This is a genomic window from Streptomyces sp. NPDC006512 (assembly GCF_040611935.1).
Taxonomy (GTDB): Bacteria; Actinomycetota; Actinomycetes; order Streptomycetales; family Streptomycetaceae; genus Streptomyces.
The window spans coordinates 1-22607 of record NZ_JBEXPG010000070.1; the positions used below are offsets into that span (position 1 = coordinate 1).

At 70.1% G+C, this 22607-nt stretch carries 19 protein-coding genes and 2 pseudogenes; 11 read left to right on the forward strand and 10 right to left on the reverse strand.

What is annotated here, in order from left to right; genetic code table 11:
- Positions 1-67, reverse strand: a pseudogene (locus ABZZ17_RS33940) (hydrophobic protein); the annotation flags it as partial.
- Between the two features lie 725 nt (positions 68-792).
- Between ABZZ17_RS33940 and ABZZ17_RS33945 the strand changes: the two are divergent.
- The gene (locus ABZZ17_RS33945) at positions 793-1074 is read left to right on the forward strand and encodes a hypothetical protein (RefSeq protein ID WP_356882054.1); all 282 of its coding nucleotides are present in this window, start codon (positions 793-795) and stop codon (positions 1072-1074) included.
- Between the two features lie 178 nt (positions 1075-1252).
- Here the strand turns inward: ABZZ17_RS33945 and ABZZ17_RS33950 are convergent, their stop codons facing one another.
- Entirely contained in the window at positions 1253-1990 is a 738-nt protein-coding gene (locus ABZZ17_RS33950; RefSeq protein ID WP_356882056.1) for a dienelactone hydrolase family protein, read from the reverse strand.
- A gap of 275 nt (positions 1991-2265) precedes the next feature.
- Between ABZZ17_RS33950 and ABZZ17_RS33955 the strand changes: the two genes are divergently transcribed.
- Positions 2266-2868, forward strand: a complete 603-nt coding sequence (locus ABZZ17_RS33955) for an HD domain-containing protein (RefSeq protein ID WP_356882058.1) — start codon at positions 2266-2268, stop codon at positions 2866-2868.
- Positions 2869-3092: 224 nt separating this feature from the next.
- Here ABZZ17_RS33955 and ABZZ17_RS33960 read toward each other — a convergent pair whose 3' ends face one another.
- Positions 3093-4022, reverse strand: coding sequence for an AraC family transcriptional regulator (locus ABZZ17_RS33960; protein ID WP_356882060.1), 930 nt, complete (start codon positions 4020-4022; stop codon positions 3093-3095).
- 110 nt (positions 4023-4132) lie between these two features.
- On the opposite strand from ABZZ17_RS33960, the gene ABZZ17_RS33965 reads away from it, so the two are divergent.
- Both ABZZ17_RS33965 and ABZZ17_RS33970 read left to right on the forward strand, forming a co-directional pair.
- A complete protein-coding gene (locus ABZZ17_RS33965) occupies positions 4133-4813 on the forward strand; it encodes an NAD(P)H oxidoreductase (protein WP_356882062.1) in 681 nt (226 codons plus the stop codon).
- Positions 4814-5005: 192 nt separating this feature from the next.
- A pseudogene (locus ABZZ17_RS33970) lies at positions 5006-5110 on the forward strand (IS5/IS1182 family transposase); the annotation flags it as partial.
- Between the two features lie 3 nt (positions 5111-5113).
- Here the strand turns inward: ABZZ17_RS33970 and ABZZ17_RS33975 are convergent.
- The 4 genes from ABZZ17_RS33975 to ABZZ17_RS33990 form a co-directional block, all read right to left on the reverse strand.
- Positions 5114-5569, reverse strand: coding sequence for a hypothetical protein (locus tag ABZZ17_RS33975; protein WP_356882064.1), 456 nt, complete (start codon positions 5567-5569; stop codon positions 5114-5116).
- A gap of 78 nt (positions 5570-5647) precedes the next feature.
- Positions 5648-5821 (reverse strand): hypothetical protein, encoded by a 174-nt coding sequence (locus ABZZ17_RS33980; RefSeq protein ID WP_356882066.1) that lies wholly within the window; start codon positions 5819-5821, stop codon positions 5648-5650.
- A 101-nt stretch (positions 5822-5922) separates the two neighbouring features.
- The gene (locus ABZZ17_RS33985; protein WP_356882068.1) at positions 5923-7860 is read right to left on the reverse strand and encodes an amino acid transporter; all 1938 of its coding nucleotides are present in this window, start codon (positions 7858-7860) and stop codon (positions 5923-5925) included.
- Between the two features lie 77 nt (positions 7861-7937).
- On the reverse strand, positions 7938-8726 hold the full coding sequence (locus tag ABZZ17_RS33990; protein ID WP_356882070.1) for a GNAT family N-acetyltransferase: 789 nt from the start codon (positions 8724-8726) through the stop codon (positions 7938-7940).
- A gap of 1107 nt (positions 8727-9833) precedes the next feature.
- On the opposite strand from ABZZ17_RS33990, the gene ABZZ17_RS33995 reads away from it, so the two are divergent.
- The gene (locus ABZZ17_RS33995) at positions 9834-10640 is read left to right on the forward strand and encodes an SDR family NAD(P)-dependent oxidoreductase (protein ID WP_356882072.1); all 807 of its coding nucleotides are present in this window, start codon (positions 9834-9836) and stop codon (positions 10638-10640) included.
- A 138-nt stretch (positions 10641-10778) separates the two neighbouring features.
- On the opposite strand, the gene ABZZ17_RS34000 is transcribed toward ABZZ17_RS33995, so the two are convergent.
- Positions 10779-11465 (reverse strand): response regulator, encoded by a 687-nt coding sequence (locus ABZZ17_RS34000; protein ID WP_356882074.1) that lies wholly within the window; start codon positions 11463-11465, stop codon positions 10779-10781.
- A gap of 392 nt (positions 11466-11857) precedes the next feature.
- On the opposite strand from ABZZ17_RS34000, the gene ABZZ17_RS34005 reads away from it, so the two are divergent.
- Positions 11858-12418 carry a hypothetical protein gene (locus ABZZ17_RS34005; RefSeq protein WP_356882077.1) on the forward strand — a complete coding sequence of 187 codons (561 nt, stop codon included), beginning with the start codon at positions 11858-11860 and terminating at the stop codon, positions 12416-12418.
- 81 nt (positions 12419-12499) lie between these two features.
- On the opposite strand, the gene kdpB (ABZZ17_RS34010) is transcribed toward ABZZ17_RS34005, so the two are convergent.
- Together kdpB (ABZZ17_RS34010) and ABZZ17_RS34015 are read right to left on the reverse strand one after the other, a co-directional pair.
- The gene (gene kdpB / locus ABZZ17_RS34010) at positions 12500-14647 is read right to left on the reverse strand and encodes a potassium-transporting ATPase subunit KdpB (RefSeq protein WP_356882078.1); all 2148 of its coding nucleotides are present in this window, start codon (positions 14645-14647) and stop codon (positions 12500-12502) included.
- Between the two features lie 205 nt (positions 14648-14852).
- A complete protein-coding gene (locus ABZZ17_RS34015) occupies positions 14853-16766 on the reverse strand; it encodes an APC family permease (RefSeq protein ID WP_356882080.1) in 1914 nt (637 codons plus the stop codon).
- Positions 16767-17221: 455 nt separating this feature from the next.
- On the opposite strand from ABZZ17_RS34015, the gene kdpF reads away from it, so the two are divergent.
- The 5 genes from kdpF (at position 17222) to ABZZ17_RS34040 (ending at position 22607) form a co-directional block, all read left to right on the forward strand.
- A complete protein-coding gene (gene kdpF / locus ABZZ17_RS34020) occupies positions 17222-17311 on the forward strand; it encodes a K(+)-transporting ATPase subunit F (RefSeq protein WP_037860493.1) in 90 nt (29 codons plus the stop codon).
- Between the two features lie 4 nt (positions 17312-17315).
- Entirely contained in the window at positions 17316-18980 is a 1665-nt protein-coding gene (gene kdpA / locus ABZZ17_RS34025) for a potassium-transporting ATPase subunit KdpA (protein ID WP_356882082.1), read from the forward strand.
- Entirely contained in the window at positions 18977-21076 is a 2100-nt protein-coding gene (gene kdpB / locus ABZZ17_RS34030) for a potassium-transporting ATPase subunit KdpB (protein WP_356882084.1), read from the forward strand. The genes kdpA and kdpB (ABZZ17_RS34030) overlap by 4 nt, the downstream gene beginning before the upstream one ends.
- Positions 21077-21082: 6 nt before the next feature.
- On the forward strand, positions 21083-21799 hold the full coding sequence (locus ABZZ17_RS34035; RefSeq protein ID WP_356882086.1) for a potassium-transporting ATPase subunit C: 717 nt from the start codon (positions 21083-21085) through the stop codon (positions 21797-21799).
- Between the two features lie 124 nt (positions 21800-21923).
- On the forward strand, positions 21924-22607 hold the full coding sequence (locus tag ABZZ17_RS34040; RefSeq protein ID WP_356882088.1) for a response regulator: 684 nt from the start codon (positions 21924-21926) through the stop codon (positions 22605-22607).

Sequence of the window (22607 nt, forward strand, 5' to 3'; positions counted from 1 at the left end):
CGAAACCGGCACCGAAAAGAAGCAGAGCGAGCAGAAGAACGAGAAGCAGGGGAACCATAGTTATCAACCTCCAGACAACCGAATGCCCCCACACCTCCCACCCATGCACGGGAAACTTACCTGTTTCTTATCGGCGCTGACGGGAACACGCACGTCCCCACATCGCAGGCGTGACGGTACCGCGTATCCGCCGCAGTCGATTCCGAAGAGCGCCATCAGCGCAGGTTCCCAGTCGCTGGAACGCTCAGGCTGCGGAATACCAGTGAGGCCGAACAGTCCCGCCGCTGGATCGACGGTGGCCCGTGACCCCACCCGGAAGGCGAGTTCCGCCTCCGCTTGATGGGCCGGTGCGGGGCCGGTGACAGGCCTGGGCTTCAGGCTCAGCCCTCTATACGATCTGTTCCCGCTGTCACAGGCCGGCTGGAGGGGGCTGGAGTGCACGGTACAGAGCTGGCGACCACCGCGATACGAATGCTGACGGGAGACGGGGGCGGCACAGCGGAAGGGGCCGCTCGGCAGGCGAAGATTCGCGTGCTGGTCGAGGACCGGCTCCGCCGGAGTGCTCTGGGGGCGGCCGCGTTAGACCGTTTACGGGACGAGCCCGGCGACAGCGCCGCCTCGATCGCCGTGTCAGTGCTGGCAGACGAGATTTCCCGGGACTCCGCCTACGCCGCGCTGTTGACGGACGTGGTGGGCTCCGGAGCACGCCCCGGGACGGCCAGCCGGGTACCACCCCCGCCCCCGCCACCGCCCGCGCACCCCCCGACGGCGACGACAGCCCTGCGGCCCCCGTTGCCGGAGACATACCGACGCCAGACGTGGTTCATCTGGCTGCTCGGGCTGCCCCTGGCGTTCGTCTCGTACGTACTTCTGAGCGTCCTGAGCCACGCGTCCACCTCCAGCGGCGGTCTGGTCGGCATCCTCAAGCTGCTCTTCCTACTCCCCCTCGTTGGCGGGCCGCTGGCGTCAGTGGCCTGGTCGGTCAGCCTGCTCCGCCGTTTCACCAGCCCCCCGCTGCTGGCGGCGGCGATCCTTTCCTCACTGCTACTCCTCAGGGTCCTTCTGTTCCGGTGACGGTACGCCAGGTGGGGCGCCTCGAACCGCCCTGCTCCCACCCGGCGGTGGCACCACGCCCAACTGATCCGCCGTCAGATCCACCACCGGCTGGCCGTACCGCTGGTCAGTCGGTATGACCCTCAGGAACGCCTGTGGTCGGACCCCGTGCCCTTTCCACATGGGCGCAGCCCATGGGTCATGCGCCCATGTCCTCCATCACAGGCAGGCACTCAGTGAGCAGGTCGACGACGTCCCGCCAGGCTCGCTGCGCGTGCTGTGGGTGGTAGCCGACGCCGGGGACCACGGCGTGGTCGACCGGCGGGTGGTGGAAGGCGTGCAAGGCGCCGCCGTAGACCGTGAGGCGCCAGTCGACGCCCGCGGCTTGCATTTCAGCGGTGAACGCGTTCCGTTGGGCGGGCGACATGATCGGGTCTTCCGATCCGACCCCGGCCCACACCGGGCAGCGGATGTGCGCCGCCTCGCCCGGTCGGCCCGTGGTAGTTGCGTTGACTGTCCCGATCGCGCGCAGGTCGGCACCGTCTCGTCCGAGTTCCAGCGCGATGGCGCCTCCGGTGCCGTAGCCGATGGCGGCGATCCGGTCGGGGTCGGTCCGGGGCTCGGTACGCAACTCGTCGAGTGCCGCGTGGCCGATCTCCCGCATCCGGTCGGGATCAGCAAGCAATGGCAGGCATCGGGCCAGCATCTCCTCGGGGTCACCCAAATAGCGCCCGCCGTGAAGGTCGAAGGCCAGCGCTACGTATCCCCGCTCGGCGAGAGCATCGGCCCGGCGGCGCTCGACGTCGCTGAGCCCCGTGCCCTCTGGTCCGAGCAGCACCGCGGGCCGGCGGTCGACACCGGCCGGGAGCGCGAGGTGCCCGATCATCGTCAAACCGTCGGCCCGGTACTCGACCGTACGCGTCGTAATCTTCGTCATGAGACCGGACTGTAGTGATCGTCGGGCCCGGTCCGGCCGGTGTTCTGCCGCTGGCAGAACAGCGTGGGTGGCCCTCTGAGATACGGCCCGGGCCCGGCAGGAGCAGTAGTTCCGCCCTTGAGCTCGTCCTTCGCGGCCCGGCGTCGGACGAGACTGCGTGGGATCGCAGGTCGAGTTCAGCGGGACGCGTAGACGGTGGTGGCGGCTGGAGGCAAGTCGGGGCCCGTCTTGCGGAGTAACAGACCCTCACACCAGGCACCAGTACTGTCACCAGGATGACTTCGATACCTTCCGACCTCCTGTCCCGTGCCCTAGACGCCGCAGGGGAGCCGCCCCTGAGACCACTGCCGCCTGTAGTAGCCGAACTCCTGCGCTCCCTTGAGGCCCCACCCCGTTTGGCGGCGCACCTGCGCGCGGTCCACGACGTCGCGGTCGAACTGGCCGACTGGGTGGGAAACCGGTACCCGGACCTGGCAGTGGACCGCGACGCCGTTCTCATCGGTGCGGCGACCCATGACGTGGGCAAGACCTTGCACCCCGAGGAGCTCTCCGGGCCCGGATCGGCGCACGAGGCAGCCGGCCGGGATCTGCTTCTGAGTCACGGCTTCGCGCCCGGCCTGGCCAGGTTCGCCGCCACCCATGCGAGCTGGGACGGCCCCACCGTGACGATCGAGGACCTCCTTGTCAGCACGGCCGACAAGGTCTGGAAGGACAAACGCGTCCCCGACCTGGAGGACAGGCTCGTCCGGGCGCTGACCGCGGCGACGGGGCGCGAGCCTTGGGAGGAGTACCTCGCGCTCGACGACCTCCTCACCCGTCTCGGCGCGGACGCCGCCCGTCGGCTGGCCTTTCAGGCGGCCTTCCCCGTCGACCTGTGACCCGTCCAGCCCGACTCCACCGAGCCCCGTCCCCCCAGCTACCGCTGGGAGTTGACCCGGGCCAGCGCCGTCTGCAAGGCCCGCGACCAGGCTGCCGTTGACGTCCGTCTGCCTGCGAGCGGCCCAAGGCTCGTCGACGCCCGGGCTCCGGCGCGACGTCTCGGTGTGTCGTGCTGCGGGTCCGGAGCGCGGGGGCCCGGGGCTTTGCGGCGGCGTGCCGTGACTCACGCCGCCGTGGTGCGGAACGTGCTGGGGCTGAGGCCCTTGTGGCGTTTGAAGGCGGCGCTGAAGCCGAAGGCGTCGGCGTAGCCGACGGTCTTGGCGATCTGGGCGATGCTGAGGTCGGTGTCGACCAGGAGTGCCTCGGCGTCGTCCATGCGGCACTCGGTGAGGTAGGTGAGGGGCGGACGGCCCATCAGCTCGGTGAAGCGCCGGGCGAACAGTGCCCGGGAGACGCCGGCTTGAGCGGCCAGTGACGCGACGGTCCAGCTCTCGGCGGGCCGCCCGTGGAAGGCGTGTAGGGCTGGGGCGAGGACCGGGTCGGCGAGGCCGCGGTACCAGCCGGGTGCGTCGGCGCCCGCCCGGTCGAACCAGGTGCGCAGCGTGCAGACCAGAGCCCAGTCGAGGAGCCGGTCCATCAGCGCCTGCGAACCGGCGGAGAGCCGGGCGGCATCGGCGGCGGCGTTCTCCAGCCAGGCGCAGACCTCGGCGTCCTCGGCGATGACCAGGACGGGCGGCAGGGCGCGCAGGAGCCGTTCGTGGCGGTGCCCCGAGGCGCGGTAGGCGCCCACGATCAGCGCGGTCGCTGCCTCCGGACCGGTGCCCCAGTGGATGCCGTCGAGTTCCTGGCCGGTGCACTCGGCGTCCGCGGTGAAGCAGTTGATCTCGTACGCGGTGTGGGGGCGGTGGACCGTGACAGGTTCGTCGGCGAGGCGGAACCGTGCGGGGCCCCGGACGATGGCCGTGTCGCCCGCGCCGATCGCCCGCTCCGTGCCGTCGGACAGCAGCAGCGTGCCGCCCCCGCGCAGCACGCTGACCATGGTGAGCGGAGCGGCGTCGGCGAAGGTGATGCTCCAGGGCGCCGTCAGGACGGCATGGCTGACGACCGAGCCCTCGGCCCGGATGCCGCTCAGCAGCGAACTCAGAGGATCCACAGCGCAATCGTAGACGATCTCCTATGCCCTGGAGAGTTTCGCCCATGGATCATCTACGGTGCCGCGGTTGTACTGGACTCACTGCACAGATCGAGCCCTCGGGAGACACAGTGCCGCAGCACAGCAGTGACACCAGGACAGCCCTCGTGGTCGTCGCGCACCACCGCAGCGATTCCCTCACCGCCCACACCGCCCGCCGTGCGGCTGCCCGGCTGGAGGCCGCCGGGTACCGCATCGACCTGCTCGACCTGCACGCCGAGGGGTTCGACCCGCGGATGAACGTCGAGGACCAGCCGGACTGGGGCAACCGGGAGAAGCCGTACTCGCAGGAGACGCACGCCCACATGCGGCGGATCCTCGACGCCGAGGTCGTCGTCGCCGTCTTCCCGGTGTACTGGCAGAGCGTGCCCGCCGTCCTCAAGGGGTGGATCGACCGCGTGTGGAACTACGGGTTCGCCTACGGCCGCAGCAAGCCCCGCCTGGCGGGCAAGCGCATGCTGTGGCTGGCCCTGGCCGGCGCCACCGCCGACGACCCCATCGCGGAGTCGATGCAGTCCGTCCTCGAAGCCAACCTGAGCGACGGCATCGCCTACTACTGCGGCTTCTCCCGCTCCACCGTAGGCCTGCTCCTGGACGCGGAGGAGCGTCCGCAGCGCATCGACGCCGAGGGCAGTCTGCTGGTCGGCGAAGCGGTCGCCGGTGCCGAGCGGGAGGCGCAGTACACCGATTTCGACCGTCGGGCAGGGAAGTTCGTGGAGGAGTTCCTCTCGGACGAACTCGTCGCGGTCTGACGGCCTCCCGGTCCCGTGGCCTGGCACTGCGGCAGTACGTGCGGGACCTGGTGGCCGATCTGGTCCGCTCCGCGGAAGTCGTCCGCGTCCCCGCCGGCCGCGGGCCCGTCCGGCGGGAGGTAGTACGCGGTACCGACCTGCACGGGTTCACCATCGGCCGCCGGGGCGTCGGTGCGGTGATCGGGGCTCGGGGCGGAACGCGCGGATCCGTCGCGTGCGGTCCGTGAGCATCTGCGCCGGCGCGCAAGCGGTGCTGACAGTCCGCAGACGTCCGACCAAGTCGGTCAGAGGCGCCGAACGCTACAGGTCCAACGCTGTGACGAAGGCCGAAAAGGTAGGCGCTACGAGCCGCCATCGGCACGTACTCGGGTCTGACCAGAAATCACTGCCGACAATGCAGGGATCCGAGGGGTCAGAGCGGTAGTCGAGTGCCAGAGCCCCGTCATCACCGGGGTTGCGAGTGATGGCGATCAGCACAGCCTGTTCGGCGTCGAGCCATGGAAGTTCGGGCGGGGTGGCTGCCCTGCTCCCCCGCGCCACGCTGAAGTAGGTGGAGTGCGGATCGTCGGCGACCATGTCCATCGATCGGGACGCGAACGTCATCTGCTCCGGGTCACGCACGAAGGCGAGCGGGTCTTCGAACCACGGGATGACCTTTGTCAGCACGGCATCGCCCGGGTGACGCCAGAGGCCGCGATCGATGAGGGACGTCAATTGGGCAGGCAGAGCAAGTCCACGGACGATCGTAGGCACCATGTCTCACAGCTTCGCACGGCGGGTCACGTCACGGTTCTCTGCTAACGCCGCCAAGACGACCAGGCTTTGTGCGAGGTGCTAAGGCCGGTAGACGAGCTCGATCATCATGGCGGTGATGACCGCCCAGACGCCGATGCCGAGCAGCCACAGGGCTTCGAGGACGGCGCCGGTGGCGATCACGGTCACGCCGGCCGCGCCGGTGGCGAGGATCGCCCGGCGGATGCCACGGTCGGGAAGCCAGTTGATGGTCACCGTCCGAGAATCCCGCCGGACCCTCGTCTTGGCGAGGGTCCGGCGGGATTCCTGTTGGCATCTTGACGCCGGGCCCCGGTCTCGTACGTCCGCCTCGGACGTCAGCCGGCGTGGACGTGGGGGCGGCGGGTCCGGTCCGGTTCCGCCTCCCGGATGACCTCGCGGGTGACGGGGGCGACCTCGCCCTGGCCGAAGAGGAAGAAGCGCAGGAAGTTGGCCATCGGGTTGCCCTCGGTCCACTCGAAGTAGATGTGCGGGCGCTGTCCGGTCTCGTCGCGTACGTGGAGCAGCAGGGCGGCGAGGGCGTTGGGGATGCTGGAGCTCTCCAGGGTCAGGACGCGGTAGCGGTCGTGGAGCACCTCGCCGCGCACCCGCATGCCGGATTCGAACTCGGACGCGTCCAGGACGGTGACCTCGACGAACATGACGTCGTCGCCCGGCGGGATGTCGTTGTCCGCGCGGATCTGTGCGACCTTCTCGCGGTATTCGGTCCTGTCCCGGTTGTCGGGTTCGTTGGCGATGAAGCGGATCGTGCGGTTGGCGGTGTCGCGGATGAAGCGCCGGGCCATGTCGTCCAGCTCCACGTCCGTGACGCGCAGCTCGAAGACGCGGGCGAGGCGGGAGAGGAGTGAGAGCGCCATGATGCCGCCGATGAAGCAGGCGCCGATCTTCACGCCGTCGGGGCGTTCCACGATGTTGACGGCTGTGGTGTAGATGAAGACGGCGGAGATGATCCCGAAGCCGATGGTCCAGCCGCGCTCCCCCGCCCTGCGGGCGGCGATGGTCACGGCGACCGCCGCCGAGGTGATCAGGACGAGGACACCGGTGGCGTACGCGCCGCCCTGCGCGTCCACGTCGGCGTCGAAGATCCAGGTCACCAGGAACGCGACCAGTGTGAACACGATGACCATGGGGCGGAGCGCCCGGGCCCACTGCGGTGCCATGCCGTAACGGGGCAGGTAGCGGGGCATCAGGTTGAGCAGGCCGGCCATCGCGGAGGAGCCGGCGAACCAGAGGATGAGGATCGTGGAGATGTCGTAGACGGTGCCGAAGGCGGATCCCAGGTATTCGTGCGCCAGGTAGGCGAGGGCGCGGCCGTTGGCCTCGCCTCCTGGCTGGAACTGGGCGGCCGGGATCAGCAGGGTCGTGATGAGGCTGGAGCAGATCAGGAAGACGCTCATGATGACGGCAGCCGTGGTCAGCAGCTTCTTCGCGCCACGGATCCGGCCCGCCGGTTTCTCGGGGTGGTCGTCGGGTTCGCCCTTGACGTGCGGCATGACCGCCACGCCGGTCTCGAAGCCGGACAGGCCCAGTGCGAGCTTCGGGAAGACGACGAGCGCGATGGCGATCATCATGAACGGGTTGCCGTGCTCGGTGGTCAGCGCGGTCGTCCAGTCGGTGATGACCTGCGGTGCGGTGAACACGTGCCACAGCCCGACCGCCACCACGACCACGTTCAGGCCGAGATAGGTGAAGACCAGGAAGACCGCGACGCCGATGGCCTCGCTGAACCCCTTGAGGAAGACGGCGCCGAGCAGCGCGATCATGATCAGGGTGATCAGTACCTCGTGGCCGTGCAGGGTGCTGGTGAGGTGCGGGTTCTCCACGAGGTGCGCGGTCGCGTCCGCCGCGGAGAGGGTGATGGTGATCAGGAAGTCGGTCGCCGCGAACCCGAGGAGGGTCAGGACGAACAGCTTGCCCTTCCAGAAGGTGAGCAGACGCTCCAGCATCGCGATGGAGCCCTCGCCGTGCGGGCTCTCCTCGGCCACCCGCCGGTAGACGGGCAGAGCGCCGAAGAGGGTCAGCAGCACGAGCACGATGGTCGCCAGCGGTGACAGCAGCCCGGCCGCGAGGAACGCGATGCCGGGCTGGTAGCCGAGGGTGGAGAAGTAGTCGAGGCCCGTCAGGCACATGACCCGCCACCACGGCCGGCCGTGGGGCTGTGCCGCCGCCTCCTTGGCGGCGGGCGAACTGTTCTCGGCGGTCAGGCCTTCCAGCATCCACGCGCGCAGGCGCGATGTGCGGGCAGGGGTGGCCATCGTGGGGGGCTCCTGTCGTACGGCAAAGAATCAGCCATCGACGTCGACGGCTGAGCAAGCGTACGCAGCCTGATCACTTATGCCCGTGTCTGAGCGAATTCTGACGCGTCCTTAACGCGTACCCTCCCAGTGGCGTAGTGGACGTACTCCTGTTGCAGCCGGAACCCTGCCTGCCAGGCGAGCAGCCGACCGGTCCGGTCGTGCCGGGAGCAGGACCAGCTGGGCGTCCGCCCGCGGGCCGCGATGTCCCCGCACAGGGCGCTCACGCACGCCAGGGCCAGGTCCTCGGCGCGGTGGCCGGGCTCGGCGTGGACGGCCACGTCCTCGTACCGGCTGCCCAGGACGTACGTACACGCCACCGCGAGCAGACGCCCGCGCCGGAGGGCGCCCCAGGCGGCCCCCGAGCCGGCGAGTCCGTGGGGCCCGCCCCACGTCGCGTGGATCCACGACGCCTCGGGGGCGACGCCGGCCAGCGCGGGCGCGTCCTCGGCCGTCAGCCTCCGCACGACCACACCTCGCGGCGGACGCACCGGCAGCGGGGGCGCCCCCTTGACGTAGACCATCCTTTCCCGGGCCTCGACCCGGGAGAAGACGGCACGCATCGCCGGGACGAAGCGTGCCGGAGCTTCGACACGGCTCGCCGCCAGGTTGCCGAGGGTGCTCAGGGGGAGCCCGTGTACGTCTCCCCGCAGGACGGCCCGGTCCCCGCACGAGACGGCGACCACTCGGGGCGCTTCGGGCCGGTCGGCCCACCAGCGACCGTTCCCGGTGGCCAGGACGTGCTCGGCGAGGGCCGCGACACCCGGCTTCCCGACGGGAAACCAGCGGGCGAGGGCGGGAAGGCCGGAAGGGGCGAGCTCGATCACGCGGTGTGCCTCCTCGCAGGGTGGAAGACGAAGGGCGGGGGCGGCCCGGACGGAGGCCGCCCCCGCAGGGGAACCGGCGGGGTGTGGAGCCACGCCGGCCGGCCTGGAAGGCCGTGGGTCAAAGGAACCTGCGGGCGGCCGGTGGTCGCCACGGCCGGCCGCAGGGTCTGGAGGGCACGTCGCCCTGGTGGCGCCGGGGCGCCGGGAGGTCAGCGCGAGGGCGCGATCGGCGACGCCTGATGCGGCGGCCGGTCGTCGTGACGCTGACCGATGTCCATGCCGTCCATCCAACTTCTCTGCCGCACGGCGCTCAAGGGCTCATACGGGCAATTGACGCGGCTCTGACGGAACCCGTCCGAAGAGTGGGCTTCGCGGCGGGAGCTCCGCCCGGATTGCGCCGGCCGGCCCACCCTGCCACGGCAACCACGCGAGCCGTCCGGCCCCCGGTATCCCCCGCCGGGGACCGGACGGCTCATGTGGTGTGCGACGGCTGACCGGCACGCGGTCGCGCCGGCCCGACCCCCCACGGGCGGACCGTGCGCTTCCTCGGCGGTGTTCAGGTCACCGCCCCCCAGGCCGCGCGCCACCGGACCGTCACCCGGTTCCGTCGCGACATCAGTCTGTGCACGGCCGAGGGCCCCGACAACACTTCCTGACGTGTTCCTTCCGCGCAGCCGCCGATCATTGACGCGGCCCTGACGACGGGCGGGCGCGTCTGGGGCTCCGTCACCCGGCGCACGTCAGAAGAGCGTCAAAGGCCCGTTCAGGATCTTGTCCACCCGTCCGGAATCCGCTGGGATGGGGTCATGAACAGCGGTCCGCGCCACGAAGACCGGCCACCGAATCCGGTGCGGCCGACGGCGCCCGCTGTCCGCCCGGCCTTCTGACACGTCGGCCGCGCCTTCTCCGCGGCTGACACGTCGGCCGCGCCTTCTCCGCGGCTGACACATCGGCCGCGCCTTCTCCGCGTACCTGGGACCAGCCCCTTGAAGGGCACTGGTCGAAGTTCCGTACGCGTCCTCACCTCCACCGCGTGATCCGAGCCCACGCCCCGCTTCGTGCCGGGGCGCCGGGCGCGTCCGTCATGCCTGCTTCCAGGAGTTCGACATGCCTTCATCCCTGTCCGGCCGCACGGTCCTCGTCACCGGGGCCACCTCCGGCATCGGTTACCAGACCGCCCGCCAACTAGCCGAACGCGGCGCCGTCGTGCTCCTCCACGGCCGCACCGCCGAGGAGGCCCGAGCCGCTGCCGACCGGCTGATCGCCACCGCCGGCATCGACGGCGCCCTCGTACGTCCGCTCGCCGCCGACTTCGTGCGCCTGGAGGAGGTCGAGAACCTCGCCCACGCCGTCGTGCGGGACCACCCGCGCCTGGACGTCCTCGTCAACAACGCGGCCATCGCCGCCCCCGAGCGGCACACCCTCACCTCCGACGGCAACGAGATCGCCTTCCAGGTCAACTTCCTGGCCCACTACCTCCTGACGGACCTCCTGGAGTCCGCGCTCACCACCGGTCCGGGCGGCCGGGTCGTCAACGTCTCCTCCTCGCTCCACCGCACCGCCGCCATCCAGTGGAACGACCCGCAGCGCATCCGCCGCTACTCGCGCCTCGCTGCCTACGCGCAGTCGCAGCTGGCGCTGACCGTCTTCGCCTCGGACCCGCGCGTCACCGCGGTCTCCGTCCACCCCGGGACCTGCGAGACGGGACTGCTTCCCCTCTACGGGAGCGAGGGCGGGTCCGCGGCCGAGGGCGCCGCGCACGTCGTGCGGCTCTGCGACCCGGCCACCGAGATCGTCAACGGCGCCTACTACGACCGCTCCGAGCGCGTCGCCCCTGCCGCGGCCGCCACCGACGACCGCACCGTCAAACGTCTCAACAAGCTCGCCGACCTCCTCGTCGGCCACACCGCCTGAAGGGAACACCCGTCATGTCCAAGCGCGCCCGCAAGAAGAGAGCACGCCGTAAGAAGGCCTCCCACCACGGCAGCAAACCCTGCTGCTGACGGCCGGCCACCCTGCGGGGCGGCCCTGTTGGCAGGGGCCGCCCCGTTCTCACGCGTCGAAGCGGTAGCCCATGCCGGGAGCCGTGATCAGGTGACGCGGGTGCGCAGGGTCCGCTTCCAGTTTCCGCCGGAGGTGGGCCATGTACACCCGGAGGTAGTTGGTCTGCGTCCCGTAGGAAGCACCCCATACCTCCTGGAGCAGCTGCCGCTGGCTGACGAGCCGGCCCCGATGACGGATCAGGACTTCCAGCAGATGCCACTCCGTGGGCGTGAGTCTGATGTCCCGGCCCGCACGACGGGCCCGCTTCGCGAGCAGGTCGACGGTGAACTCCGAAGTCGTGACGACCACTTCATCCGCACCAGCACCGGCCTGCGGCGTTGTCCGGCGTGCGGCGGCCGCCAGTCGGGCCAGCAGCTCGTCCATGCTGAAGGGCTTGGTGATGTAGTCGTCGGCTCCCGCGTCCAGCGCCTCGACCTTCTCGCCGGAGCCGTGACGGGCGGAGACCACCAGGATGGGTACCCGCGACCACACCCGCAGCCGTTTGATCACGTCGACGCCGTCCATGTCGGGCAGCCCGAGGTCGAGCAGGACCACGTCCGGGCGCCGGGCCGCCGCGGTCCGCAGGGCCTGGCCCCCGTCCTCCGCCGAGTCGACTTCGTACTTGCGCGCCTTGAGACTGATGACCAGCGACCGCACCAACTGCGGTTCGTCATCCACCACCAGCACCCGAGTCACCGGCGTGCCGCCTTCCTGTCGTACGTCCTACGGGGACGAGGGCCGGCTCCTGGGAGTGGTTCGGCACGCGTGCGCCGATCCCGGCTCGACAGCCACGGGGTCCGGCGCCTCGACGGCGCCTTTCGGAGAGGTCTGCCAACTGTAGGAAACAGCGTCTTCGGCCCGGTGCGGCAGTCTTTGACGCCGTCCGTACGGCTCCCCGCCCGACTTTGACGGCTCCCTGACGGCACGTGCTGCTTCGGGTCGCGGTTGGCCCGGGCAACCGGCCGGGCGCTGCCGGCCACCGGTGTTCGGTACGGCCGAGCAGTGCGCCGTCAAAATGCTGTAGCCGCGGCGTCAGCAGTGCGTATGGGGGCGTCGGCCGGGACCTCGCCCGCCCTAGCGTCAGCCCCATGGGACGACGTTTCATTCAGCCCGCGGCCGGCGCACAGCGCGGAAACGCGGAGCTTCCCGGGCCGCTCGCAGAGGACAGTCACTGGGCCGGCGAGAGGCGCTCGGCCGCCGGTGTCACCGCTCTGCTGTACACGGCCCTGCTCGCCCTGGACGCGGGCTTCGGTGAGCTCGACACGATCCGCGCTGCGCTCTGGACCGGGCTGGCCGCCCTCGTGTTCGTCATCCTGCTGCCGCTCCGGGTCTCCGTACGCCCTGGTCTGCTGATCGCCCGCGGACTGCTGGTGGAGCACAGCGTGCGGACCGACCGCCTCGTCTCGGTGCGGTGGTCCGACGGAGTGGCCCAGCGGATGATCCTCCGGGATGCGGAGGGCGGTCTGGTCGAGATCGACCCCACCGTCCTGGTGCGCAATCCCGCGATGTGGCGGCGCTTCGACGCGGACTCCCGCATCTCCGTCCAGCGGGGCACCTTGCTGTGCGGCGCGACCGCGCTGCGTCAGCTAGCCGAGCGCATCGATCGTGAGACGGCTCGCGCGGTCTTCAAGGTCTCCGGCTTGCAGTGACCCGTTTGACGGGTGCCGTGGGCGCCCCCGCGGGGGCCGAGCGGCGGCCTCCTCCGTTCGCGCCGACGGCGGGGGCGGAATTCACCCGAGCCCGGGGATGGTGGAGACCAGCAGGTCGATGGCCTTGATGCCGACGAACGGCAGGACGAGGCCGCCCAGGCCGTAGACGGCGAGGTTGCGGCGCAGGAGGTCGTGGGCGGAGGCGGGCCGGTAGCGGACGCCGCGCAGGGCGAGCGGGATGAGGGCGATGATGATCAGGGCGTTGAAGATGATCGCCGAGGTGATGGCGGACAACGGGCTGTGCAGGCCCATGATGTTGAGCGCCTCCAGCCCCGGATAGGCCGCGGTGAACATGGCCGGGATGATCGCGAAGTACTTCGCGACGTCGTTCGTGATCGAGAAGGTGGTCAAGGCTCCTCGGGTGATGAGGAGTTGCTTGCCGATCTCGACGATCTCGATGAGTTTGGTGGGGTTGGAGTCGAGGTCCACCATGTTCCCGGCCTCCTTGGCGGCCGAGGTGCCGGTGTTCATGGCCACGCCGACGTCCGCCTGGGCGAGGGCCGGGGCGTCGTTCGTACCGTCGCCGGTCATCGCGACCAGCTTTCCGCCCGCCTGCTCCCGCTTGATCAGCGCGAGCTTGTCCTCGGGGGTGGCCTCGGCGAGGTACTCGTCGACGCCGGCTTCCTGAGCGATGGCCTGGGCCGTCAGCGGGTTGTCGCCGGTCACCATGACCGTACGGATCCCCATCCGGCGCAGCTCCTCGAACCGCTCGCGGATGCCGTCCTTGACGACGTCCTTGAGGTGGATGATGCCGAGGACGCGGGGCCCGTCCCAGTCGTGGACGGCCACCAGCAGGGGTGTGCCTCCGGAGGCCGAGACCTCGTCGGACCACTGCTGTGCCTGCGTCGGTACGGTCCCGCCGCGCAGTGCCACCCACTCGGCCACCTGCGCGGCCGCGCCCTTGCGGATGGCGCAGCCGGCCCCGTTCGGCCAGCTCAGGTTGATGCCGCTCATCCGGGTACGCGCGCTGAACTCCTGGAAGCGCGGGTTGCTCAGGTCCTCCTCGACCGCCGCCTGGAGCCCGTACCGCTGGGCCAGGGCGATGACGGAGCGGCCTTCGGGGGTCTCGTCCGCGAGGGAGGCCAGCTGGGCCGCGTCCGCGAGCTTGACGGGGTCGACGCCGGGGAGCGGGACGAAGGCGACGGCCTCGCGGTTGCCGAGGGTGATGGTGCCGGTCTTGTCGAGGAGGAGGGTGTTCACGTCCCCGGCGGCCTCGACCGCGCGCCCGCTCAGCGCGACGACGTTGCGCTGGACGAGGCGGTCCATGCCCGCGATGCCGATGGCGGAGAGCAGGGCGCCGATGGTCGTGGGGATGAGGGTGACGAGGAGGGCCACCAGGACGGTGGTGGTCTGGGCGGCGCCCGCGTACGCGGCCATGGGCTGGAGCGAGACGACGACCAGGATGAAGATCACCGTGAGGGCGGCGAGCAGGATGTTGAGGGCTATCTCGTTCGGCGTCTTCTGCCGGGACGCGCCCTCGACCAGGGCGATCATGCGGTCCATGAAGCTGTGCCCCGGGCGTGAGGTGACGCGTACGACGATCCAGTCGGACAGTACGGTGGTGCCGCCGGTGACGCCGCTTCGGTCGCCGCCGGACTCCCGGATCACCGCAGCCGACTCGCCGGTGACAGCGGACTCGTCGACCGCCGCGGCGCCGTCGATGACGTCACCGTCGGCCGGGATCAGCTGCCCCGCCCGCACCAGTACGACGTCCAGGGGCTGGAGCCGGCCGGGGTCCACGGCTTCCGTCTCGGCGTGCCGCGGGTTCGTCCCGTACGTCCAGTGGCGCAGCCGCAGCGCGACGGTGTCCGTACGCGCCTTGCGCAGCGACTCGGCCTGGGCCCGGCCCCGGCCTTCCGCGACGGCCTCGGCGAAGTTCGCGAAGATCACCGTCAGCCAGAGCCAGACGCTGATCACCCAGGTGAAAACGGACGGGTGGATGAGCGCCGAGAGCGTGGTCAGTACGGAACCGACCGCCACCACGAACAGCACCGGTTTGCGGACGAGTGCGCGGGGATGCAGCTTGCGTACGGCCTCGCGGAAGGAGGCCGCCGGCCGGATCGACTCCAGCAGGGGACGCGGGGCCGGGCGCCTTCTGGGCGGCCGGTTGACCGGTGCCCGCGACGGCGAGGGGACGGGAGGTGTCTGCCGGGTGGCAGCGGGAGGCATCGGGAGACCTTCTGGTGGGATCGGCTTGGCCGGAACGAGGGGTGCACCGCCGGGGACCCGTCCCATGGGGGACCCCCTCCGGCTCGTCGTGTGACGTTGGGGTCCCCGGCGGTGGAACGGTGAGGAACCTACCGGGCTGCGCACGGTCAACGGCCCCTCTCCGCACGTTATTTGTGCGCTCTTAACGGCTGTGCACCTGATCCCGTCAGGGTCTCGTGAAGGACGCGTCAGGGACCTGCGGTTCGGCCGGGGCCGCGCCGAGGCGGAAGCGGAGGCGGCAGATGACGGCGTCGGTGTCACGGCGGACGGCGTGGGCGACGACGGAGCCGCGCTGGTTCTGGAGGATCCGCTGCCAGAGGTGTGCGGGTTCGGTCTCCGGGATGAGGACGGTGATCTGGGCGTCCGGGTGGGTCTGCGCCAGCTTCCGTACGTAGCCGGAGACCGGGCGGCCCAGGGAGCGCGTCTCGGAGGTGACCTCGACGAGGTCCACGCCGGGGTTCCACAACTCCCAGTCCCGGCGCAGGGCTTCGGCGGCGGAGCGGTCCTCGGCCGCGGGGTGGGTGACGGTGACCGCGAGGACCTCGTCGCCCAGGGAGCGGGCGGCGGTGAGGGCCTGGCAGGTCAGGCGCGACAGGCCGGATACGGGGACCACGACGAGCGAGCGCGCCCGGTGCGGGGGCTGCGGGACGCGTCCCAGTTCGAGGCGCTCGCCGATCTGCGCGTAGGCCCGGTTGACCTTCTCGAAGCCGAGGACGATCAGCGGCAGGGCCAGGACGATCAGCCAGGCCCCCTCGGTGAACTTGGTCGCGGTGACCACGACTGCGGAGACGCCCGTCAGCAGAGCCCCGAAGCCGTTGAGGGTGGCCTTGGTCTGCCAGCCTCGCGGGCGTTCGCCGTACCAGTGCCGGACCATGCCGACCTGGCAGATGGTGAAGCCGACGAAGACGCCGATGGCGAAGAGCGGTACGAGGGTGTTGGTGTCGCCACCGGAGAAGGCGAGCAGGGCCGCCGAGACGAGGGCCAGCCAGACCACGCCGTGGCGGTGGACCTGCCGGTCGGCCTTGAGCGCGAAGAAGTGCGGCAGGTGGTTGTCCCGCGCCAGCAGGCTCATCAGGACCGGAAGCCCGCCGAAGGAGGTGTTGGCGGCGAGCGCCAGCAGCACCATCGTCGCGAACTGGACGACGTAGAAGGCCGCGTTGTGACCGAACGAGGCGTCCGCGAGCTGGGCGAGGACGGTCACGCCCTCCACCGGCTGGAGGTGGAAACGGCCGATCAGGACCGACAGGCCGATCAGCATCACGCCGAGCAGGGAGCCGAGGGCCACCTCGGTCCGCTGGGCGCGGCGGGCGGCGGGCGCCCGGAATGACGGTACGGCGTTGGCGACGGCCTCGACACCGGTCAGCGCGGAGCAGCCGGCCGCGAAGGCCTTCAGCAGCAGGAGCGCGCCCACGGCGGTGGCTCCCTCCCCGAGCGCGGAGGCGTGCCCGGCGGCGGAGGCCGTACTGGCCGGGCCGTCGCGGAACAGCCCGACGGTGATCATCGCCAGGATCGACCCGACGAAGAGCGCGGTCGGGACCAGGAACGCCTTCGCGGAGTCCACGACCCCGCGCAGGTTCACGGCCGTGACGAGGACCAGGACCGCGAGACAGATCCACACCCGCTCGCCGTGCAGGCCGGGGAAGGCCGAGGTGAGCGCGGCGACACCGGCGGTGACGGACACGGCCACGTTCAGGACGTAGTCGAGGATCAGCGAGGCCGCCGCGACCAGGCTCGTACGCCGGCCCAGATGCCGCTTGGCGACCGCGTACGAGCCGCCGCCGTCCGGGAACGCCGCGATCACCTGCCGGTACGAGGCCACCAGGACCGCCAGCAGGGCGGCGATGGCGAGCGTGACCGGGAGCGTGAAGCCCATCCCGTAGGCTCCGGCCGCCGCCAGGACCAGCACGATCGACTCGGGTCCGTACGCCACCGACGCCATCGCGTCGAGCGACAGCGCCGCCAGGCCCTGGACGGCGGTCAGCTTGTGCCGCTCCCCGGCTCCGCCCGCGCGGGTGTCGGGCGGGTCCTCCTGGCCCGGCGCCTGAGCGGCCTCGGGTGGTTTCCGTACGTGAATGGCCATGTCGCGGCTCCCTCCGTATGAGCAAAGTGAGGACAGCGTCGAAGCCGCGAGATCAGGCCACCAGCACCCTTGGCGCGTTCCATACGCGCGCCCCGCCACTCTTCACGCGTTCCGTACGCGCAGGTGGGAGCGACGTATGAGGTGCGTCAAGAGGTGCGGGCGTGTGTTGCGCCGACGCCGTGGAGGGGGCAGGTGCGAGGTCCGCGTCGGGGCTGGTCGGGTCGTCGACGGCCCTCCCGTATGGGCGGCGTTAAGGGTTCCGGGGAGCCCGTATGGGGCCCGTCAAGGCGTCTTAACACCGGGGTGAAGACACGGTTATCTCGTCATCAGCCAACTGGCTGATTCATCTCTTCCCACTTCACTCAGGAGCTCACGATGGCCGATCTGGCCTTCGTCGTCACCACGGTCGCGGTGTTCGCGCTGGTGGCTCTCATCGCCCGGGGGGTGACCAAGCTGTGACTGTCGAGAACGTCGTCGGCCTCGTCGTGGCCGTCTCACTGCTCGGTTACCTCGTCCTCGCCCTCGTGTACCCGGAGAGGTTCTGAGCAGATGAGCCCCGTAACCGCTGGTGTGCTCCAGTTGCTCGCGCTGATCGCCGCGCTCGCGCTGGCCTACCGTCCCCTCGGCGACTACATGGCCCGGGTCTACTCCTCCGAGAGGCACTACCGCCCGGAGAAGTGGATCTACAAGGTCATCGGCGCCAACCCGTCGGCCGAGATGCGCTGGCCCGCCTACCTGCGCGCCGTCCTCGCCTTCTCCGCCGTGAGCGTGCTGTTCCTCTACGGCATGCAGCGCCTCCAGGGCAGCCTGCCGGGCTCGCTCGGCTTCGTGTCGATCGACCCGGACCAGGCCTTCAACACCGCCGCCTCCTTCGTCGCGAACACCAACTGGCAGTCGTACTACGGCGAGCAGGCCATGGGCCACGTCGTCCAGACGGGCGGCCTGGCGGTGCAGAACTTCGTCTCCGCCGCCGTCGGCATGGCCGTCGCGGCCGCCCTCGTACGGGGCTTCGCGCGCTCCCGCACCGGTGAACTCGGCAACTTCTGGGCCGACCTGGTCCGCGGCACCGTCCGCATCCTGCTCCCCATCTCCGTGATCGGCGCGATCGTCCTGGTCGCCTGCGGGGTCATCCAGAATTTCGCGGGCATCCACGAGGTCGGCCAGTTCACGGGCGGCACGCAGCAGTGGAACGGCGGGGCGGTGGCCTCTCAGGAGGTCATCAAGGAACTCGGGACGAACGGCGGCGGCTACTTCAACGCCAACTCCGCCCACCCCTTCGAGAACCCGACCCCCTTCACGAACCTCTTCGAGATCTTCCTCATCCTCGTCATCCCGTTCGCGCTGACCCGGACCTTCGGCCGCATGGTCGGCAACCTGCGCCAGGGCTACGCGATCCTCGCGACCATGGGCGTCATCTGGATCGCGTTCACGGCTCTGATGATGTGGACCGAGTTCGCCCACCACGGCCCGGCGCCCGACGTCGCGGGCGGTGCCATGGAGGGCAAGGAGACCCGGTTCGGGATCGGCGGTTCGTCGATCTTCGCCGTGGCCACGACGCTGACGTCGACCGGCGCGGTCAACTCCTTCCATTCTTCCTACACGGGCTTCGGCGGCGGCATCACCATGCTGGGCATGCAGCTCGGCGAGATCGCCCCCGGTGGCGTCGGCTCCGGTCTCTACGGAATGCTGATCATGGCGATCATCGCGGTGTTCATCGCCGGCCTGATGGTCGGCCGCACCCCGGAGTACCTGGGCAAGAAGATCGGCACCCGCGAAATCAAGCTGGCCGCCTGCTACATCCTCGTCACCCCGGCTCTCGTGCTCTGCTTCACCGCCGCGGCGATGGCCCTGCCCACCCCGGGCAACTCCATGACGAACGCCGGCGCGCACGGGTTCTCCGAGATCCTCTACGCCTACACGTCGGGTGCCAACAACAACGGCTCCGCCTTCGCGGGTCTGAACGCCGACACCCAGTGGTTCAACAGCACCATCGGCATCGCCATGCTGCTGGGCCGCTTCCTGCCCATGGTGTTCGTCCTCGCGCTCGCCGGTTCGCTGGCCGAGCAGAAGCCCGTACCGGAAACGGCGGGCACCCTGCGCACCGACAAGCCCCTCTACGCGGGCCTGCTCGTCGGCACGATCATCATCATCACCGGACTGACCTACTTCCCCGCCCTCGCGCTGGGTCCGCTCGCTGAAGGGCTCGCCTCATGAGCACCGTCACCCCCACCCGTGCTCCGCACGAGGACATTCCCACCGGGCACAAGCCCACGACCGGCCGCGTCGGCGGGGGGCTGTTCGATCCCAAGGCGCTGCTCAAGTCCTTCCCGGACGCGGTGCGCAAGCTCGACCCCCGTATCATGATCAAGTCCCCGGTCATGTTCGTGGTCCTGATCGGCTCGGTCGTCACCACCGTGCTCGCCGTCAAGGACCCGACCGACTGGTTCGGCTGGGCGATCACCGCCTGGCTGTGGCTGACCACGATCTTCGCCAACCTCGCCGAGGCCGTGGCCGAGGGCCGCGGCAAGGCCCAGGCCGACACGCTGCGCAAGGCCAAGACGGACACCGTCGCCCGCCGCCTCAACGGCTCGGCGGAGGAGCAGGTCCCCGGCACGGAGCTCCGTATCGGCGACCTGGTGGTCTGCGAGGCCGGCGACGTCATCCCCGGTGACGGCGACGTCGTCGAGGGCGTCGCCTCGGTCGACGAGTCGGCCATCACGGGCGAGTCCGCTCCCGTCATCCGTGAGTCGGGCGGCGACCGCTCGGCCGTGACCGGCGGCACGAAGGTGCTCTCCGACCGGATCGTCGTCAAGATCACGACGAAGCCCGGCGAGACCTTCATCGACCGCATGATCGCCCTCGTCGAGGGGGCCGCACGGCAGAAGACGCCCAACGAGATCGCGCTGAACATCCTGCTCGCCTCGCTGACCATCGTCTTCCTGCTCGCCGTGGTCACCCTGCAACCGTTCGCGATCTACGCGGGCGCCGAGCAGTCGATGATCGTGCTCACCGCGCTGCTGGTCTGCCTGATCCCGACCACCATCGGCGCCCTGCTCTCCGCCATCGGCATCGCGGGCATGGACCGCCTCGTCCAGCGCAACGTCCTGGCCATGTCGGGCCGGGCCGTCGAGGCCGCGGGCGACGTGTCGACCCTGCTGCTCGACAAGACCGGCACCATCACCCTCGGCAACCGCCAGGCCTCCGAGTTCGTCCCGGTCAAGGGCACCACGGACGCCGAGCTGGCCGACGCCGCCCAGCTGTCGTCCCTGGCGGACGAGACCCCCGAGGGCCGCTCCATCGTGGTCCTCGCGAAGGAGAAGTACGGGCTGCGCGAGCGCGGCCAGGGCGAGCTCGGCGGCGCCGAGTGGATCACCTTCACCGCCCAGACCCGCATGTCGGGCGTGGACGCGGACGGCAAGCAGACCCGCAAGGGCGCCGCCGGCTCGGTCATCACCTGGGTGCGGGAGCAGGGCGGACAGGTCTCCGACGACGCCGACACCCTGGCCAACCGGATCTCGGAAGCCGGCGGCACGCCGCTCCTGGTGGCCGTCAAGGACGAGCGCGGCGCCCGCGTCCTCGGTGTCATCCACCTCAAGGACGTCGTCAAGGAGGGCATGCGCGAGCGGTTCGACGAGCTGCGCCGCATGGGCATCAAGACGGTCATGATCACGGGCGACAACCCGCTGACCGCCAAGGCCATCGCCGAAGAGGCGGGCGTGGACGACTTCCTCGCGGAGGCGACTCCCGAGGACAAGATGGCCCTCATCAAGCGGGAGCAGGCGGGCGGAAAGCTCGTCGCGATGACCGGCGACGGCACCAACGACGCCCCGGCCCTCGCCCAGGCGGACGTCGGCGTGGCGATGAACACCGGCACCTCGGCCGCCAAGGAGGCCGGGAACATGGTGGACCTGGACTCCAACCCCACCAAGCTCATCGAAATCGTGGAGATCGGCAAGCAGTTGCTGATCACGCGGGGCGCGCTGACGACGTTCTCCATCGCCAACGATGTCGCCAAGTACTTCGCGATCATCCCCGCGATGTTCGCCGTGGTCTACCCGGGTCTCGACAAGCTCAACATCATGGGCCTGACCTCGCCCGAATCGGCGATCCTCTCCGCCGTCATCTTCAACGCGCTGATCATCATCGCGCTCGTGCCGCTCGCCCTCAAGGGCGTGCAGTACCGGCCGACGAGCGCCGACAAGATGCTCCGCCGCAACATCGGGATCTACGGACTCGGCGGCCTCGTCGCCCCGTTCATCGGCATCAAGCTCATCGACCTCCTCATCTCCCTCATCCCCGGAATCGGCTGATCTGCGATGAACAACTCTGTGGGCAACACCGCACGCCTGATCGGCGCCGGCCTGCGGGCCCTGCTGGTCCTGACGGTCATCTGCGGCGTGATCTACCCGCTCGCCGTCACCGGCATCGCCCAGGCCCTGTTCAACGACCAGGCCAACGGCTCGGAGATCAAGGACAAGAGCGGTCAGGTCGTCGGCTCCTCCCTCATCGGGCAGAGCTACAACCTGCCGAAGAACGACCCGGACGACGCCGAAGAGGCCGCGAAGCCGGACCTCAAGTGGTTCCAGCCGCGGCCCTCCAACGGCCTCGGCAGCAACAGCGTGAACACGCAGTACTCGCTGATCCTCTCCGGCGCCACCAACCGGTCCGCCGACAACGGCGCCGTCAACGGTCTGTGCACGGCGGGCGCGGAGGAAGGCACCCTGTGTGCCCAGGTCGTCGCCGCCAAGGAGTCGGTCGTCACCGACAACTCCACGGCCTCCTACGAGGTCAAGCCCGAGGACGTGCCGGCCGACGCCGTCACCTCCTCCGGGTCCGGCCTCGACCCGCACATCTCCCCCGCATACGCCGGGATCCAGGTACACCGGGTCGCCGAGCGCAACAAGCTCGACGTCAGGCAGGTCGAGAAGCTCGTCGCCGATCACACCACCGGCCGCACCCTCGGCTTCATGGGCGAACCCCGCGTGAACGTCCTCGAGCTCAACACCGCGCTCAAGGCACTGACCAAGGGCTGACGTTCCCCCGAACAGGGGTCTGGAGCCGACGTGGCGCGAAGCTCCCCCAGCGAAGGCTGGGAGGTGCCCACCGCGCCCCGCCGGCTCCGACCCGTATCCACCGAAAGAGGAGGGCCCCACACCGATGATCAAGGTGCTGGTGGTGGAAGACGACGCCCAGCTCGTCCGTGCGCTCAAGATCAACCTTGAGGCGCGGAAGTTCGAGGTGGAGACGGCTTCCGACGGGCACCGGGCCCTGCGCCTGGCAGCCGTCCGCAAGCCGGACGTCATCCTGCTGGACCTCGGCCTGCCCGACATGGACGGCATTGACGTCATCAACGAGGTGCGGGAGACGAACGGCGTGCCGATCCTCGTCCTCTCCGCACGTCACACCTCCGAGGAGAAGATCCGCGCCCTCGACGCGGGCGCCGACGACTTCGTGACGAAACCGTTCAGCATGGACGAGCTCCTCGCCCGGCTGCGGGCCGCCGTCCGGCGCCGCGAGGTGTCGGCGCCCGCACCGGAGATCGCCGTGGTCACGACCGAGGACTTCACGGTCGACCTGGTGGCGAAGAAGGTCCTGCGGAACGACCGCAGTGTGCGGCTGACCCCCACCGAGTGGCATCTCCTGGAGATCCTCATCACGAATCCGGGCCGGCTGATCAGCCAGCGGAAACTGCTGCTCGACGTCTGGGGGCCGACGTACTCCGAGCACACCAACTACCTGCGGGTCTACATGGCCCAGCTCCGGCGCAAGCTGGAAGCGGACCCCTCGCACCCGAGATACCTGATCACCGAGCCCGGCATGGGCTACCGCTTCGAGGGATGA

Coding starts and splice junctions, on each gene's coding strand:
- ABZZ17_RS33950 (WP_356882056.1), bottom strand. CDS start 1,990: ATGACGAAGATTACGACGCGTACGGTCGAGTACCGGGCCGACGGTTTG.
- ABZZ17_RS33955 (WP_356882058.1), top strand. CDS start 2,266: ATGACTTCGATACCTTCCGACCTCCTGTCCCGTGCCCTAGACGCCGCA.
- ABZZ17_RS33975 (WP_356882064.1), bottom strand. CDS start 5,569: ATGGTGCCTACGATCGTCCGTGGACTTGCTCTGCCTGCCCAATTGACG.
- ABZZ17_RS33985 (WP_356882068.1), bottom strand. CDS start 7,860: ATGGCCACCCCTGCCCGCACATCGCGCCTGCGCGCGTGGATGCTGGAA.
- ABZZ17_RS33995 (WP_356882072.1), top strand. CDS start 9,834: ATGCCTTCATCCCTGTCCGGCCGCACGGTCCTCGTCACCGGGGCCACC.
- ABZZ17_RS34005 (WP_356882077.1), top strand. CDS start 11,858: ATGGGACGACGTTTCATTCAGCCCGCGGCCGGCGCACAGCGCGGAAAC.
- kdpB (WP_356882078.1), bottom strand. CDS start 14,647: ATGCCTCCCGCTGCCACCCGGCAGACACCTCCCGTCCCCTCGCCGTCG.
- ABZZ17_RS34015 (WP_356882080.1), bottom strand. CDS start 16,766: ATGGCCATTCACGTACGGAAACCACCCGAGGCCGCTCAGGCGCCGGGC.
- kdpA (WP_356882082.1), top strand. CDS start 17,316: ATGAGCCCCGTAACCGCTGGTGTGCTCCAGTTGCTCGCGCTGATCGCC.
- kdpB (WP_356882084.1), top strand. CDS start 18,977: ATGAGCACCGTCACCCCCACCCGTGCTCCGCACGAGGACATTCCCACC.
- ABZZ17_RS34035 (WP_356882086.1), top strand. CDS start 21,083: ATGAACAACTCTGTGGGCAACACCGCACGCCTGATCGGCGCCGGCCTG.
- ABZZ17_RS34040 (WP_356882088.1), top strand. CDS start 21,924: ATGATCAAGGTGCTGGTGGTGGAAGACGACGCCCAGCTCGTCCGTGCG.